This is a genomic window from Croceitalea vernalis (assembly GCF_031846405.1).
In the GTDB taxonomy this organism is placed as follows: Bacteria; Bacteroidota; Bacteroidia; order Flavobacteriales; family Flavobacteriaceae; genus Croceitalea; species Croceitalea vernalis.
Genome location: NZ_JAVRHU010000002.1, coordinates 144,154 through 159,350, shown reverse-complemented (window position 1 = coordinate 159,350; position 15,197 = coordinate 144,154). Strand labels below are relative to the sequence as shown.

General features: G+C 34.9%; 12 protein-coding genes. 11 read left to right on the top strand and 1 reads right to left on the bottom strand.

The window, feature by feature from the left end:
* Window positions 1-181 precede the first annotated feature (181 nt).
* A complete protein-coding gene (locus RM520_RS07105) occupies window positions 182-3,415 on the top strand; it encodes an FG-GAP-like repeat-containing protein (protein WP_311387473.1) in 3,234 nt (1,077 codons plus the stop codon).
* A 23-nt stretch (window positions 3,416-3,438) separates the two neighbouring features.
* Here the strand turns inward: RM520_RS07105 and RM520_RS07100 are convergent, their stop codons facing one another.
* A complete protein-coding gene (locus tag RM520_RS07100) occupies window positions 3,439-4,569 on the bottom strand; it encodes a Gfo/Idh/MocA family protein (RefSeq protein ID WP_311387472.1) in 1,131 nt (376 codons plus the stop codon).
* A 117-nt stretch (window positions 4,570-4,686) separates the two neighbouring features.
* Here RM520_RS07100 and RM520_RS07095 point away from each other — a divergent pair, with 117 nt between their 5' ends.
* The 10 genes from RM520_RS07095 (at window position 4,687) to RM520_RS07050 (ending at window position 15,197) form a co-directional block, all read left to right on the top strand.
* Window positions 4,687-6,171, top strand: coding sequence for a S10 family peptidase (locus RM520_RS07095; RefSeq protein WP_311387471.1), 1,485 nt, complete (start codon window positions 4,687-4,689; stop codon window positions 6,169-6,171).
* Window positions 6,172-6,182: 11 nt separating this feature from the next.
* Window positions 6,183-6,758 carry a hypothetical protein gene (locus RM520_RS07090; RefSeq protein WP_311387470.1) on the top strand — a complete coding sequence of 192 codons (576 nt, stop codon included), beginning with the start codon at window positions 6,183-6,185 and terminating at the stop codon, window positions 6,756-6,758.
* A 129-nt stretch (window positions 6,759-6,887) separates the two neighbouring features.
* Window positions 6,888-7,565 carry an SGNH/GDSL hydrolase family protein gene (locus RM520_RS07085; RefSeq protein WP_311387469.1) on the top strand — a complete coding sequence of 226 codons (678 nt, stop codon included), beginning with the start codon at window positions 6,888-6,890 and terminating at the stop codon, window positions 7,563-7,565.
* 13 nt (window positions 7,566-7,578) lie between these two features.
* Window positions 7,579-8,574: a glycosyltransferase family 2 protein gene (locus RM520_RS07080; protein ID WP_311387468.1), complete on the top strand. Its 996-nt coding sequence runs from the start codon at window positions 7,579-7,581 to the stop codon at window positions 8,572-8,574.
* Window positions 8,575-8,670: 96 nt separating this feature from the next.
* Window positions 8,671-10,593 carry a BatA domain-containing protein gene (locus RM520_RS07075; protein ID WP_311387467.1) on the top strand — a complete coding sequence of 641 codons (1,923 nt, stop codon included), beginning with the start codon at window positions 8,671-8,673 and terminating at the stop codon, window positions 10,591-10,593.
* On the top strand, window positions 10,590-11,849 hold the full coding sequence (locus RM520_RS07070) for a dihydroorotase (protein WP_311387466.1): 1,260 nt from the start codon (window positions 10,590-10,592) through the stop codon (window positions 11,847-11,849). The genes RM520_RS07075 and RM520_RS07070 overlap by 4 nt, the downstream gene beginning before the upstream one ends.
* Window positions 11,842-12,171: a hypothetical protein gene (locus RM520_RS07065; protein ID WP_311387465.1), complete on the top strand. Its 330-nt coding sequence runs from the start codon at window positions 11,842-11,844 to the stop codon at window positions 12,169-12,171. Before RM520_RS07070 ends, RM520_RS07065 begins: the two co-directional genes overlap by 8 nt.
* A gap of 17 nt (window positions 12,172-12,188) precedes the next feature.
* On the top strand, window positions 12,189-12,857 hold the full coding sequence (locus RM520_RS07060) for an alpha/beta hydrolase (RefSeq protein ID WP_311387464.1): 669 nt from the start codon (window positions 12,189-12,191) through the stop codon (window positions 12,855-12,857).
* Window positions 12,858-12,932: 75 nt separating this feature from the next.
* Window positions 12,933-13,721 carry a 3-keto-disaccharide hydrolase gene (locus RM520_RS07055; protein WP_311387463.1) on the top strand — a complete coding sequence of 263 codons (789 nt, stop codon included), beginning with the start codon at window positions 12,933-12,935 and terminating at the stop codon, window positions 13,719-13,721.
* Between the two features lie 18 nt (window positions 13,722-13,739).
* A complete protein-coding gene (locus RM520_RS07050) occupies window positions 13,740-15,197 on the top strand; it encodes a Gfo/Idh/MocA family protein (protein ID WP_311385019.1) in 1,458 nt (485 codons plus the stop codon).

The following is a 15,197-nucleotide window of genomic DNA, read 5'->3' as shown; positions in this document are numbered from 1 at the left end:
TTTAGAGAAAAGAAAAGAAAACAGAATACTAAAAGATAAATTGGGATGTTTTTTGAAAAAAGTTGTTGAAGCTTAAATTCATAATTTCAGACTCAAAGAGCATTAAATGAATGTTAAGGAATTAGGTTATGATTGACGGGTTGAAATCTTAAAATTAAATTAGCTCCAAACCAATTTTGGAATGGAAAGTAAGTTCTCTTCAATATTTACATGGATTTTAATAATAAACTTCTTTTTACAATCGTGTAATCAGAAGACTAATGAAAATATTATGCAGCTTATGAATCCAAATGAAACTGGAATTGAATTCATAAATCAACTTAATTTTGATAAAGAGTTTAATGGATTCAATTATCGTAATTATTTCAACGGAGGTGGTGTAGCCATTGGAGATATTAATAATGACGGGCTTCCGGATATTTATTTCACCGCTAATCTTAAGAAAAATGAACTCTATTTAAATAAAGGAAACTTCACTTTTGAAAATATTACTGTTAAGTCCGGAACAGGTGGTCATAGCGCCTGGTCAACCGGTGTCAGTATGGTCGACATTAACGGTGATGGTTTATTAGACATTTATGTCAGTAATTCTGGTGATATTCGAATGACTAATAAAAGAAATGAATTATTTATAAATAATGGAGATCTCACATTTACAGAACGTGCACTGGAGTACAATTTAGCTGATGCGGGATTTGGAACACATGCTTCATTTTTTGATTATGACAAGGACGGTGATTTGGATGCATACATATTAAACAATTCTTATAAACCTTTAGCGGCTTTTGATCAAAGACAGAATGAACGGGTAAAACGTAATTTACTCGGGGGAGATAAGCTTATGAGAAATGATGGCAATATATTCATTGACGTTAGTGAGCAAGCAGGTATTTTTGGTAGTGAAATTGGTTTTGGATTAGGTGTAGCTGTTGGTGACATGAATGAAGATGGTTGGGATGATATTTTTGTGTCAAACGATTTTTTCGAAAGGGACTATCTATACATCAATCAACAGGATGGTACATTTAGTGAGGAGCTTACCGATTATTTTCAATCCATCAGTCTCAATTCTATGGGTGCTGACATGGCAGATGTTAACAATGATGGCAAAAATGATTTGTTTGTCACGGACATGTTACCAAGAGACGATGCAAGAATAAAGTCAAAAACCACCTTTATGGATTGGAACAAGTCAGAATTCAATAAAAGATATGGCTACCATAACCAATTTTCTCGAAACGTATTCCAGCTAAGTTCGCCTGAAGGATATAAAGAAGTTGGTCGGTTTTCTAATCTGGAAGCTACGGATTGGAGTTGGGGAGCTTTGATTTTTGACTTGGACAATGATGGCTTAAAGGACATTTTTGTAGCGAATGGTATTTATCAAGATTTGACCGATTTAGATTATATCAACTATATATCAAATGAAAAGTTGATGAAAGGATTAATTTCTCAGCACGGATTTGATTATGATAAACTTTCCAAACAAATTCCGTCCAGTCCAATTCCAAATAACTTTTTTAAAAATATGGATGGTTTAGCATTTAAAGAAGCCTCAAATGATTTTGGGTTAGACCTTAAAGGTTTTTCGAACGGTTCAGCTTATGGGGACCTCGATAATGACGGTGATTTGGATCTTGTTATCAATAATGTAAATGGAGTAGCATCAATATATCGTAACAATACATCGGGAAACAGCATTAGCCTCATTTTGAAAGGAGAGACCAATACAAACGGTATCGGAAGTAAAATATTTATCCAATCAGATTCTAATCAGTATTATTATGAGCAGCAACCTATTAGAGGATTTCAATCGAGCATGGACACAAAACTTGTAGTAGGCCTCAGTACAACTGCACCAATTAATATTAAGATTCTATGGCCTGAAGGGAAAGTATCCGTTTTAAATAACATAGATGTCAACCAAACCATTCAAATAAAAGAATTAGAGGCAAAGGTTCCGAATTTGAAAGATGTAGTATCAAATAGTGAAACGATTTTTCAACCTATTAGCTTATTGGATATTCAACACAAAAAAAGTCATTTTGTAGATTTTGATAGAGACCGATTTCTGTACCATATGGTCAGCACCAAGGGACCAAAGCTTACACTTACAGATTGGAATCAAGATGGCATTAACGATTTATTTGTTTCAGGATATAAAGAAGTATCCTCTCAAATCTTCTCTATGGAAAGTAAGTATGAAAACATAAAAATTGATGGTGATTTTGAAGCTACCGAAGGAATATTCCTTGACGTTGATGGTGACAAAGACCTGGATTTTATTATAGGTAGTGGCGGAGTGGAAACCGAAAAGGGTTCAAATGTCTTAAAGGACAAACTCTACATCAATGAAAATGAATCTCTTATAAAAAGTATAGAAAATCCGTTTGGGTTATCAATCAACACCTCTTGTATGGCCACTTCTGACTTTGATGGAGATGGAGATTTAGATGTTTTTGTAGGAGAGGGTTCAAGGCCAACGCAATATGGATTGCCCTCTGACGGTTACTTGTTTGAAAATAAAGGAGATGGTGCTTTTGAGGATGTAACCAAAACTTGGCTTCCAAGTCTAAAAGGAATTGGGATGATTTCAGATGCTATTTTCGCTGATATTGATGGAGATGGGCGCCAAGATTTGATTGTAACGGGAGAATTTATGGGTATCCATTGTTTTCTGCATTCGGGACAAGCATTTGAACCAAAGAAGAATGGACTTGATAAATTGAAAGGTTGGTGGAATACACTTCACATTACAGATTTAGATGCTGATGGCGATTTGGATATTGTTGCCGGTAATCATGGTTTAAACAGCGTTTTTAAGGCCTCCATAACCCAACCCATTGCACTATTCGTCAATGATTACGATAAAAATGATTTTATAGACCCCATTTTGACCAAGTATAACAAATTAGGGGAAGCCGTGCCTTATGCGATTAGAAATGATTTAATTGACCAGATAGCGTCTATCAAAAAAGTTTTTCCTGATTTTAAGTCTTATGAAGGTGCAACTGTTCAAAAAATGTTTTCAAAAGACCAATTGGATAATTCTGTTGTAGCTAAGGCAACACAACTAGAATCAATGCTCTTTATAAATCAAGGAGATGCAACTTTTGCAATAAAAACCTTACCAGCCGCTGCGCAATTGACTCCTATATTTGCCATCTCTTCAGGTGATTACGACCATGACGGTGATAAAGATCTATTACTGGGTGGCAATCTTTTTGGAGTGAAGCCACAAGCCGGTAGATACGACGCTACAGATGGTATCTATCTTAGAAATGAAGGAGGATTACAGTTTCAAGCAGAAGATGGGGGGTTTAAAGCCACAGGTGAAATACGGGACATTGTAACCAAAGATAGCCTTGTAATAGTTGGTCGAAACGATGATACCGTTCTATTCTTTAAATTTTAATGTTTGATAATATGTTTATTAATTTACTCTCCAAATCCGTAACGAGGTTCAAAATCTAAAACCTGTTTTTTGCCGTCTTCAGCAATTGATTTATAAATGGCTTCAACAATAATCATATCCCTTTTACCCATTTCGCCTGGGACCAAATTAGGTGCATCAAAAAGAATATGTTTCGCAAAATCATCCATTTGCAATTTTTGCTGACTTTCATGAGGGAAACTAATTTTATCCCCTTTTGAGGTTGTTCCTTGTAATGGCCCGTAATTATTTGCTGGATTAAGCTCAAACCACCCTTTTTCACAAGAAGCATATAATCTATTTGCATTGGCATTATGAGATGTCATTATGTTGCCTACTGCCCCACTCTTAAATTCAAATTGAGCGGTAATCGTTTCATCGGTTCCCTTAAAATATTTGGGTCTTGTACTAAACTCCTGAGCCGCAACAGAAATTGGATTCTCTCCTGTTCCATAAATAAGACTTTGAATGGCGTAAACACCCATATTCACTAAAGCACCACCGCCAGATAGACTTTTATCTAATCGCCATTGGTTAGGATTACTACCAGAATAATACCCAGCGTCAGCAGAGATATAACGGATATTACCAAAAGTTTTTTCTTTAACAAAACGCTTCACCTGTTGAGTATAAGGCTCAGAGTGAAGTCGGTATCCAATTCCTAATTTTACATTAGCTTTTTTACAAGCCGTGATAATAGCATCACATTCCTCTACATTCATAGCCATTGGCTTCTCACAAATTACATGCTTTCCAGCTCTTGCGGCTCTTATTGAAAAATCGGCATGCATACTATTAGGTAATACTACATAAACAATATCTATATGAGGATTGTCCTTTATGCTATCGAAATCATCATAATTATATATACTGTCTTGCGAGATATTGTATTTATTAGCCCATACTTCTTCTTTTTCCTTAGTTCCTGTAACGATACCAGCCAAATAGCAATGTGCTGTATCAAGTAAAGCGGGCGCCAATTGATACGTGCTATAACTTCCTAAACCAACCAAAGCAACACCTAATTTTTTCTTATTCTGATTTGAATTCATTGCGCAAGCTAATGGCATATTTGCAGTTAAAGCTACGCCGCTAACACCTAAGGCTAATGTTGAATTAAATTTTCTCCTTTTCATTGTGCTTGTTTAAATTGAAGTTGCTTAAAGATAAAAAACATTCCTTTTTAAAATTTGTGATTATATAATTTCTTAACCAAAATTCTTACTTTTAAAGTCAGACTAATTCAACCAAAAATGAGAAAATCAATAATTGCCTTCGTTTTAATTTTGTCATGCACTTTTGTTTTTGCACAATCAAGAAAAATACCTGTTGATACTACCATAACTACACAGCACAGTGTAACTATCAATGGAACGCCAATTAATTATACTGCCACTACTGGAACGCAACCTGTATGGGACGATATGGGTGATCCAATTGCGGCTTTACATTACACCTACTACACAAGAAATAATGTAAAAAACAGAGCTGCTAGACCTTTGTTAATTTCTTTTAATGGTGGTCCAGGATCAGGTTCAGTATGGATGCACTTGGCCTATACAGGACCAAGAGTACTTAAGATTGATGATGAGGGCTATCCTATTCAACCTTATGGTGTTAAAGAGAATCCTTTTTCGGTTTTAGATGTTACTGACATTGTCTATGTTAACCCAGCAAATACTGGTTATTCGAGAACAATACCTGAAAAAGGAAAGGAAGTTGATCGCGAAAAGTTTTTTGGAATTAATGCGGATATAAAATATTTAGCGGAATGGTTGAATACCTTCGTCACAAGAAACAATAGATGGAGATCTCCAAAATATATTGTTGGAGAAAGCTACGGTGGTACCCGAGTAATGGGACTATCCTTAGCTTTACAAAATCAGCAATGGATGTATTTAAATGGGGTTATTATGGTTTCTCCGGCAGATTACAAACTTTATAATACCGGTGGGGCTGTTGAAAATGCAATCAGTTTGCCATATTATACTGCAGCTGCATGGCATCATAAAGCACTACCAACTGAATTGCAGCAAAAAGATTTGTTAGATATTTTACCTGAATCAGAAAGTTACGCCGTGAATACATTAATACCTGCCTTAGCAAAAGGAGGTTTTATTGGTGAAACAGAAAAGAATGAAGTCGCAGAAAAAATGGCTTATTATTCTGGCCTTTCCAAAAAAGAAATATTGGATCAGAACTTAGCCGTACCTGTTCAATATTTTTGGAAAAATTTATTGAAAGACCGCGGTAATACCATTGGAAGACTGGATTCAAGATATTTAGGAATTGATCGTCAGTTAGCTGGTATGCGACCAGATTATAGCGCCGAATTGACCTCTTGGTTACACAGTTTTACCCCGGCAATCAATTATTATTTACAAGAAGAATTAAAATTTAAGACAGATATAAAATATAATATGTTTGGACCTGTTCGTCCTTGGAACAATGATGATGATAACACAAGAGATAACTTAAGACAAGCCATGGCACAAAATCCATATTTAAATGTATTAATTCAATCTGGTTACTATGATGGTGCAACAACCTATTTTCAAGCTAAATATACCATGTGGCAGGTTGACCCTAGTGGACGTATGAAAGACCGTTTTGAATTTAAAGGATACCGATCTGGGCATATGATGTATTTAAGACGTGAAGATCTACAAAGGGCTAATGATGACATTCGAGCTTTTATCAGAAGAACTGCCAACACTGGCGAGAGTGCCAAGTATTAAAATATCTTATTATGAAAAATATTGTTTTTTTAGCCGTTTTTATCTTAATAAATTATTCAGTAAACGCTCAAGACATTCCTCCAGCCGAATGGCAAATTAAAACTGCCTTAATGGCCGTTCCCGAAGATTATAAAGAAGGAGCAAAAGTTTATGGTTACAATGCTTCAGGAGAATTTGTAACACTCAGAGAAGGTACTAACGATTATATTGCTTTAGCATCAGACCCCAATAAAAGTCAGTTTTCCACGGCCGCCTATCATAAAGAATTGGATGAATTCATGGCTAGAGGAAGAGAACTTAAAACAGCAGGCAAAGAATTTCAAGAGATTTTTGACATTCGTGAAGCGGAGGTCAAGTCAGGCAAATTGAATTTACCTGACAAAACTACTTTATGTGTTTTTACAGGTGATGTAAATGCCGAAACCAAAGAAATAGAGAATGGTTATGTGCGTTATGTATTCTATGTACCGTTTGCAACTGGAGAAAGTACAGGTTTACCCACAACTCCTACTCCTCCTGGTCATGCTTGGTTAATGAACCCTGGCACCCATAGAGCACATATTATGATTACCCCACCAAAAGGATAATTAGAATATTTGTAATGAAGAAAATTCAATTTTCAAATTCTCAAAAAGCTCATCCATAATGCAACTAAAACCTTTGTTTAAACTAAGGTCTTAGCGATCTTTTATATATTTAATAAGTAAGATTTATTTATGTTCAAATTTAAAATAGCAATATTGGCGGTACTATCTTCATTACTATTTACAAAAAAGGCAATGTCCCAAGATTGGGCCAACTTAGGTAAATATCAAGAGGCAAATAAAAAAATTACAGTGCTCCAACCAAATGAACAGCGCGTAGTATTCATGGGCAATTCTATCACGGAAGGGATGCCAAAGGCCTTTTTTAAGGGAAAGCCTTTTATAAATAGAGGTATCGGTGGACAAACAACCCCTCAAATGCTACTTCGTTTTCGACAAGATGTTATTGATTTAGAACCAAGTCTTGTTTTGATTCTGGCAGGCACTAATGATATTGCAGGTAATACAGGCCCAATGACATTAGAAGAGATAAGAGATAACATCTTATCTATGGTAGAACTGGCTAAAAGCAATAACATTATACCTGTTGTTTGTTCCGTTCTTCCAGCATATGATTACCCATGGCAACCTGGTCTGCAACCTAATATTAAAATTCCTGAACTCAACACAATGTTATCAGAAATGGCCGAAGAGAAAGACGTTCCTTATTTAGATTATTTTTCTGCGATGACTGATGAAAGAAATGGGTTACCAAAAGAACTAACAACAGATGAAGTTCATTTGACCAGTAAAGGTTATGAAATTTTGGGTGAATTAGCAGAAAAAGCTATCGCAAAAGCCCTTGAATAAGCCATCAAATTCTTTGATAAGCATTCTCATTCCATTTAAGAATACGGAGCAATTTTTAACGGCATGTCTGAATTCTATAGTAGAACAGACATTTGAAAATTGGGAAGTTCTTGCTGTAAACGACCACTCAACAGATTCTAGTAGAGCACTAGTCAATTCATTTGCTTTAAAAGATTCAAGAATAAAACTTTTAGATAATGAAGGAACAGGTATAATTCCTGCATTGCGCTCCGCGTATACCATAGCAAAAGGTGCATATATTACCAGAATGGATTCTGATGACATTATGAAGCCCGATAGGTTACAAAATATGTTACATTCATTAGAAGAAAAAGGAAAAGGGCACGTCGCGGTTGGGCAAGTTCGCTATTTTTCTGATAGAGGTATAAGTGACGGATATTCACGTTATGAAAAATGGCTGAATCAACTGACCAGTACAGGAGAAAACTACAATGAAATTTATAAAGAATGTGTAATTCCTTCGCCCTGCTGGCTTGTTCATCGCGAAGATTTTGAGGCATGTGGTGGATTTGAACCTAACCGATATCCTGAAGATTATGACCTTACTTTTCGTTTCTATGAAAAAAAATTAAAGGTCATTCCGTGTGATGAAGTATTACATTTATGGCGAGATTATGACACTCGTACTTCCCGCACACATGTGCACTACGCTCAAAATTATTTTTTAGATATCAAAGTGCATTATTTTTTAAAGCTTGATTATAACCCAAAAAGACCATTGGTGATTTGGGGAGCAGGGTTTAAAGGGAAGAAAATTGCAAAAACCCTGTTAGAGAAAAATATTGCTTTTAATTGGTTATGTGACAACCCGAAAAAAATAAACAAAGAGATATACGGACAGCAAATGCAACATTTCGCAACACTTGAAAAACTTAAAAGCCCGCAAAGTATAATTACCGTGGCTAATAAAAAAGCCCAGCTAGAAATCACTAATTACCTGCTTAGATTGAACCAAAAAACAATGCAGGATTATTTTTTTTTCTGTTAACTGGGGTTTATTAAGGTAAAATTATCAAACTCTTAACAGGTCAAGAACTCTTACCAAAATTAACAAAGCCGTATATTTACATAATCAAAAACAGGAATGCAGTTTAAACATCCAGAATTACTTTGGGCCCTTCTACTACTGTTAATCCCTATCATTATTCATCTTTTTCAGCTCAGACGTTTTAAAAAGACGCCATTTACCAATGTGGCAATGCTTCAAAAAGTCGTTGTGGAATCACGCAAAAGTAGTAGTATAAAAAAATGGTTATTACTTTTAACACGCTTGTTTTTAATGGCCTGTCTGGTCATATCTTTTGCCCAACCATTTTTAGCAAAAGAAAATGCCCTTAAAGAAAAAGAAACTGTTATCTATCTAGATAATTCGTTCAGTATGCAAAGCAAAAAAGAGGGACTTAGTTTACTTGAAAAATCAATTCAAGATGTTTTAAAGTTTATACCCGAAGAAACTGAATTTACCCTTTTCACTAATGATAAAACCTTTAAATCAACTACTTTAAAAGCAATTCAAAACCCACTTTTATCCCTTGAGTATACAAGTAAACAATTATCACTAGACGAGATTTTCTTTAAGGCCAAAAAATTCTTTAAAACAGACAACTCTAGTGTTCAAAATTTAATTGTGATTTCCGATTTTCAAAATAGACTAGGGTCTTTATCAGATCGATTATCAGAAAGAACAAATATTCATTTAGTTCAATTAGAAGCTAATCAACAATCAAATATTGCGATAGATTCTATTTACTTAGGTAAAAGGCTGAATAATCAAGTAGAATTGCACACTGTTATATCGGGCTTACAAACAGATGAGAGTATTCCTATTTCTCTCTTTAACGATGCTCAGCTTATTGCAAAGACCGCAATCGTTGGTGAAAATAAAGTAAAAAACGAAGTTGTTTTTTCTATACCAGAAAAGGAAAAAATTAAAGGAAAAATACTCATCAATGACAACGGTCTTTCTTATGACAATGTGTTCTATTTTAATATTGATGAACAAAAGCCAATCAAAGTTTTAAGTATCAATCAGACAGAATCTGACTATATAGAAAAAATATTTGGCTCAAAAGAATTTGAATTTATTGGGTATAATCTCAATCAATTAAACTATGGTGCCATTGAAGCACAAAATCTTATTATTTTAAATGGTCTAGAACAAATACCGGATAATTTGCAAACGGTCTTAAATTCTTTTAAAAAAGAAGGTGGCAGTTTAATGATTATCCCATCAACCAAATCAGATATGGTGTCTTATAATATGCTACTATCTAAATTAGGCGCTGCAAGATTACAAGAGAAGATAAGTCTAGAAATACCAGTTTCAAAAATCAATTTTGACCATCCCTTATTTCAAAATGTTTTTGAAAAACGAGTTACCAATTTTGATTATCCAACGGTTAAATCCTTTTTTAAAACAAGCAAGAGTGGGGCTACCATAATTTCATTTTCTAATGATCAACCATTTTTACAAAATTTCGAAAACACTTATATTTTCACGGCTCCAATTAATATAGAAAATTCCAATTTTCAAGCTTCCCCGTTAATTGTACCAACACTATATAATATTGCAGCTTTTAGTTTAAAAAGGAGTTCTCTTTATCTGAAAATGGGTGTTGAACACGACATAGATATTGTGACCAACCTAAAAAAAGACAATATCATTACCTTACACAAAGACACCAAAGAATTTATACCAAGACAGCAGTCTTTTGCTAATAAAATAAAACTATTGTTTATTGATAATCCCAACGAGGATGGCATTTATGCTGTTCTAAATGATTCAGATACGTTACAACATTTGAGTTTTAATTATTCAAGAGCAGAAAGCAATTTATCCTATCAAGATATGAGTAATTTAGATATTACATCTTTTCAAAATAACATATCAGAGCTTTTTAATGAACTGGCTGAAGATAACACTATTACGGACTATTGGAAATGGTTTGTTATTTTTGCACTAGTTTTCGCTCTATTGGAATTGCTTATTCAAAAATTGATTGCATGAACATCCTTTTAAAGTCTGCCACAATTAGTGCCCCTTCTAATACAAGTATTCACAATAAAAAAAGGGATATCCACATTAAAAATGGTAAGATTGAAAAAATCGCTTCAAGAATTACTCCTGCTAATGGTACAAAAGAAATCAAATTAGATAACCTTCATGTTTCAATTGGGTGGTTTGATACCAGTGTAAGTTTTGGTGAACCAGGTTTTGAGGAGCGAGAAACCTTAGAAAATGGACTCAAGGTTGCTTCTAAAAGTGGTTTTACAGATATTCTTTTAAATCCAAACACAAATCCAATACCGGATACAGGTTCAGATATCGTCTTCTTAAAAAATAGTGCTAACTCAACTATTACCAATTTACATCCCTTAGGCGCCCTTACCGTAAAAAGTAAATCAGAAGCACTAGCCGAGTTATTTGATATGCAAACTATGGGAGCCGTTGGCTTTTATGACTTTAAAAAACCAATTTCCAATAGTAATCTTTTGAAAATTGCATTGCTATATGCACAAAACTTTAATGGACTAGTATTTTCATATCCTGAAGATGTAGCTATCAAAGGAAAAGGTACTGTTAACGAAGGAGAGGTTTCTACTAGACTTGGATTAAAAGGTGTTCCAGCCCTGTCAGAAGAACTTCAAATTGCACGTGACCTATATGTTTTAGAATATACTGGGGGCAAGCTGCATATACCGACAATATCAACAGCAGGTGCAGTCAAACTCATTACTGAAGCCAAGAAAAAAGGACTTGATGTAACTACCAGTGTTGCACTTCATAATATTTGTTTAACGGATTCTGAACTTGAAAGTTTTGATACCAGCTTTAAAGTAAAACCACCGTTACGAACCACTAAAAATAATAAAGCCTTATTAAAAGGATTATTGAATGGAACCATTGATTATATCACTGCGGACCATAGACCTATCGATATTGAAGAAAAAAGAGTCGAATTTGATAACGCTGCATATGGCACTATTGGATTAGAGAGCGCCTTTGGAGCTTTGAATAATCTTATTGGATTAGAAGACACAGTTAACTGTCTTACAAAAGGTAGAGCTCGTTTTAATATTCCTTTGCCTCAAATAGAAGAAGGAGTATTAGCAAATCTTACACTATTTAATCCTGATGGAGAGCATACTTTTAATTATGATAACATACTTTCAAAATCAAAGAATGCCATATTCTTAAATAGAAAGCTTAAAGGCAAAGTTTATGGGTCAATTAATAATGACAAAATGGTTTTAAATGTCTAATGAAGAATTCGTAGCAGGTAAAACAGCTGCTATTGTTGCTTATTTCACAATTGTTGGAAGTTTAATAGCTATCACAATGAACCTTGAGCCAAAAAATGCCTTTGCACGCTTTCATATTCGACAAGCATTTGGTATTCACTTATTATTTCATGCCTTGGCCATTGGCTTGTCTTTTACCGGCATTGCTTATGCTTCTTTGGTCTTATTTTTACTTTACCTAATGCTTTGGGGCTTTGGTTTTCTGCAAGCTCTAAATGGTAACAAAAAGGAAATACCAATGTTGGGTAGCTATTTTCAAAAATGGTTTACTTTTATTAGTTGATTACTGAAAACTATCAAATGTCCCAACAAGATCTCTCTCTCGAATACCTGACACGTCCATCATTAGAAATTACTAATAATACACCAGTGCTTTTCATGCTTCATGGTTATGGAAGTAATGAAGAAGATTTGTTTTCTTTTGCTAGTGAACTTCCTAAAGAAATATTCATTATTTCCGTAAGAGCGCCCTATAAACTTGAACCCTTCGGTCACGCCTGGTATGCTATTAATTTTGATGCTCAAAATGGTAAATGGAGTGATGATGAAGAGGCTATTCTTTCATGTCAAAAAATGTTGACTTTCATAAAAGAAGCTTGTGAAGCATATAGTTTAAATGAAGACAATATAAGTTTATTAGGTTTTAGTCAAGGAACAATATTAAGTTATGCCATAGCACTCTCCTACCCTGAAAAAATAAAGAATGTAATTGCCCTAAGCGGTTACATTAATGAAGGTATTTTAGCTGATGGGTATCAGCATAAAGACCATAGCAATCTTAGTATTTATGCTTCTCATGGACAAGTAGACCAAGTAATTCCGATTGATTGGGCTCAAAGGGCTCCTGAATTTTTAAAAAAATTAGGAATTACTCACAAATTTGAAGAATTTCCCGTCGGACATGGCGTAGCTCCACAAAACTTTTATGCTTTACGTTCTTGGCTTGAAGAAGCCTTAAAATCAAAATAATAGGCTAAAAAGAGGTCAAAATAGAATTTTGTTTTTAGATTTAAAGGAATTAAACTCCTTTAAAATTAGAAATTGATGCAGAAAATTATCCTAGTGATTTTTTCATTTAGTTTAATGGTATCATGCAAAACAAAGAATAAAACTGAAAAACATTCTGAACTTGTTCAGGTTGAAACTAAGAAGAGTTGGTTTTATTTATTTGATGGTAGTTCATTAGAAGGTTGGCGTGGATATAATTCAACAAGTCTACCTCCTGGTTGGATTATAAAAGACAGTACATTGACTTTTGATACTCAATTGGGCTTAGAACAAAATTATAAAGGAGGTGAAGACATCATCTTTGCAGGAAAAAAATTCGATAATTTCGAGCTCTACTTAGAATGGAAACTACCTAAGGGTGGAAATAGTGGTATATTTTATCATGTGCAAGAAGGGTATGAAGGGCCACCGGTTGTTTCTCCTGAATATCAATTAATTGATGACGAAAATTATGCTCAAATACACGATATAACAGCTTACAATCTTAGTTTAGGGTACACTGAAAACCCAAGTGAGCTAAAGCCATTGCAACGAACGGGTTCCGATTATGCCATGCATCCTGCTGATTCAAAAAATAAAGTCTTACACCCTGCTGGAACATGGAATTCTAGTAAAATAATTTTTACTCCTGAAAAGGTTGAGCACTGGCTCAATGGTAAACAAATTTTATCGTTTGTACCATGGTCTGATGACTGGTATGAGAAGAAAAATTCTGATAAGTGGAAAAACAGTCCGGATTATGGTAAATTTAAAACCGGTTACATTGGTCTACAAGATCATTCGAGCCCTATTTGGTTTCGGAACATAAAAATTAAAGAATTATAACTTTATCTTTTCAAAGTCATGAAAAAAAGAGACTTCCTTAAAAAATCAGCTATTCTAGCTTCTTCTACGGCTGTAATGCCATCCATTTTTCTTGCTTGTAAAGAAGAAGAAAAAAGTGAATCAAAAAAGCTTCCCAAATTAGAAAGATTAAGAACAGCACATATTGGTGTTGGTAATATGGGTGGCGAAGATTTGAGAGATATCTCTTCGCATGCTAAAGTAGATGTTGTTGCCTTATGTGATGTTGACGCGAATAATCTGGCTGCGGCAAAAGTATTACACCCAAATGCCATGACTTTTACTGATTATAGGCTCATGCTTGAAGAAATCAAAGATGAGATTGACGCTGTCATTGTTTCTACTCCAGATCATACTCATGCACCTGCTTCGCTAATGGCTATGAATTTTAATAAGTCTGTCTATTGCCAAAAACCATTGACACATTATGTTTCGGAAGCTAGAGAAATGAATAAAATTGCGACTGAAAAAGGCTTGATTACCCAAATGGGTATTCAAGTACATTCTTTCTATGACTATAAATTGGCAACTTTACTTATTCAATCAGGAATCATAGGAAAGGTGCACACAGTGAGAGCCTGGTCACCTAAGAATTGGGGATATGATGGACCAACACCAGAAGGAGAAGATACCATTCCAGAAACTTTGGATTGGAATCTATGGCTAGGGACTTCTGCTCAGAGACCATACAAAGAAGGCATTTATCACCCAGGGAATTGGCGTAAACTTATGGACTACGGATGTGGAACCTTAGGTGATATGGGGGTACATATTTTCGATACACCCTATAACGCTTTGGAGTTGGATGTTCCGAGAACAATCAAGAATGAATGCCGTGAACCTAATGGATTTGGGTATCCTGAAAACAACTCAGTAACCTATGAATTTCCTGGTACAGCGTACACCACAGAAACCTTAAAATGGATTTGGTCTGATGGACCGGGTGCTCCTTCTTCACATGAAGATCTAAAGTTGCCCAATGCTGAAATTGCAACAACTACTGAAAATGAAGAAGATTCATTGGAAGATAAAATGTCTTTAGATTCAAAAATTGCAAGTGAAGGCCAACTTCCAGACCAAGGAGCAATGTTCATTGGCGAAAATGGGCGCTTACTGCTACCACACTTTATGCAGCTACCTAAGAAAATTGTTGATGGGCAATTTGTTGACATATCAGCTGAAATTGCTGCTGTAGAACAAGCTAATAATATGGGTAAACCAATTAGAGATTACGCTTCGGAAGGGCCAAAACATTACCATCAATTCGTTGATGCTTGCCTAGGTAAAGATGAGTGTACAGCTCCTTTTTCGTATGCTTCAAAACTAACGGAAACTATCTTGTTAGGGGTAATTGCTGGGCGTTTTCCTAATCAGACCTTGCATTGGGATAGTGAAAATGCTGAATTCGCAGAAGATGAGGCTAATCAATATTTAAGCGGTGATTATAGAGCGTTTTAA

Excerpts from the sequence above, each read along its gene's own strand:
- RM520_RS07105 (WP_311387473.1), top strand. The coding sequence starts at position 182 with ATGGAAAGTAAGTTCTCTTCAATATTTACATGGATTTTAATAATAAAC.
- RM520_RS07100 (WP_311387472.1), bottom strand. The coding sequence starts at position 4,569 with ATGAAAAGGAGAAAATTTAATTCAACATTAGCCTTAGGTGTTAGCGGC.
- RM520_RS07095 (WP_311387471.1), top strand. The coding sequence starts at position 4,687 with ATGAGAAAATCAATAATTGCCTTCGTTTTAATTTTGTCATGCACTTTT.
- RM520_RS07090 (WP_311387470.1), top strand. The coding sequence starts at position 6,183 with ATGAAAAATATTGTTTTTTTAGCCGTTTTTATCTTAATAAATTATTCA.
- RM520_RS07085 (WP_311387469.1), top strand. The coding sequence starts at position 6,888 with ATGTTCAAATTTAAAATAGCAATATTGGCGGTACTATCTTCATTACTA.
- RM520_RS07075 (WP_311387467.1), top strand. The coding sequence starts at position 8,671 with ATGCAGTTTAAACATCCAGAATTACTTTGGGCCCTTCTACTACTGTTA.
- RM520_RS07070 (WP_311387466.1), top strand. The coding sequence starts at position 10,590 with ATGAACATCCTTTTAAAGTCTGCCACAATTAGTGCCCCTTCTAATACA.
- RM520_RS07065 (WP_311387465.1), top strand. The coding sequence starts at position 11,842 with ATGTCTAATGAAGAATTCGTAGCAGGTAAAACAGCTGCTATTGTTGCT.
- RM520_RS07060 (WP_311387464.1), top strand. The coding sequence starts at position 12,189 with ATGTCCCAACAAGATCTCTCTCTCGAATACCTGACACGTCCATCATTA.
- RM520_RS07055 (WP_311387463.1), top strand. The coding sequence starts at position 12,933 with ATGCAGAAAATTATCCTAGTGATTTTTTCATTTAGTTTAATGGTATCA.
- RM520_RS07050 (WP_311385019.1), top strand. The coding sequence starts at position 13,740 with ATGAAAAAAAGAGACTTCCTTAAAAAATCAGCTATTCTAGCTTCTTCT.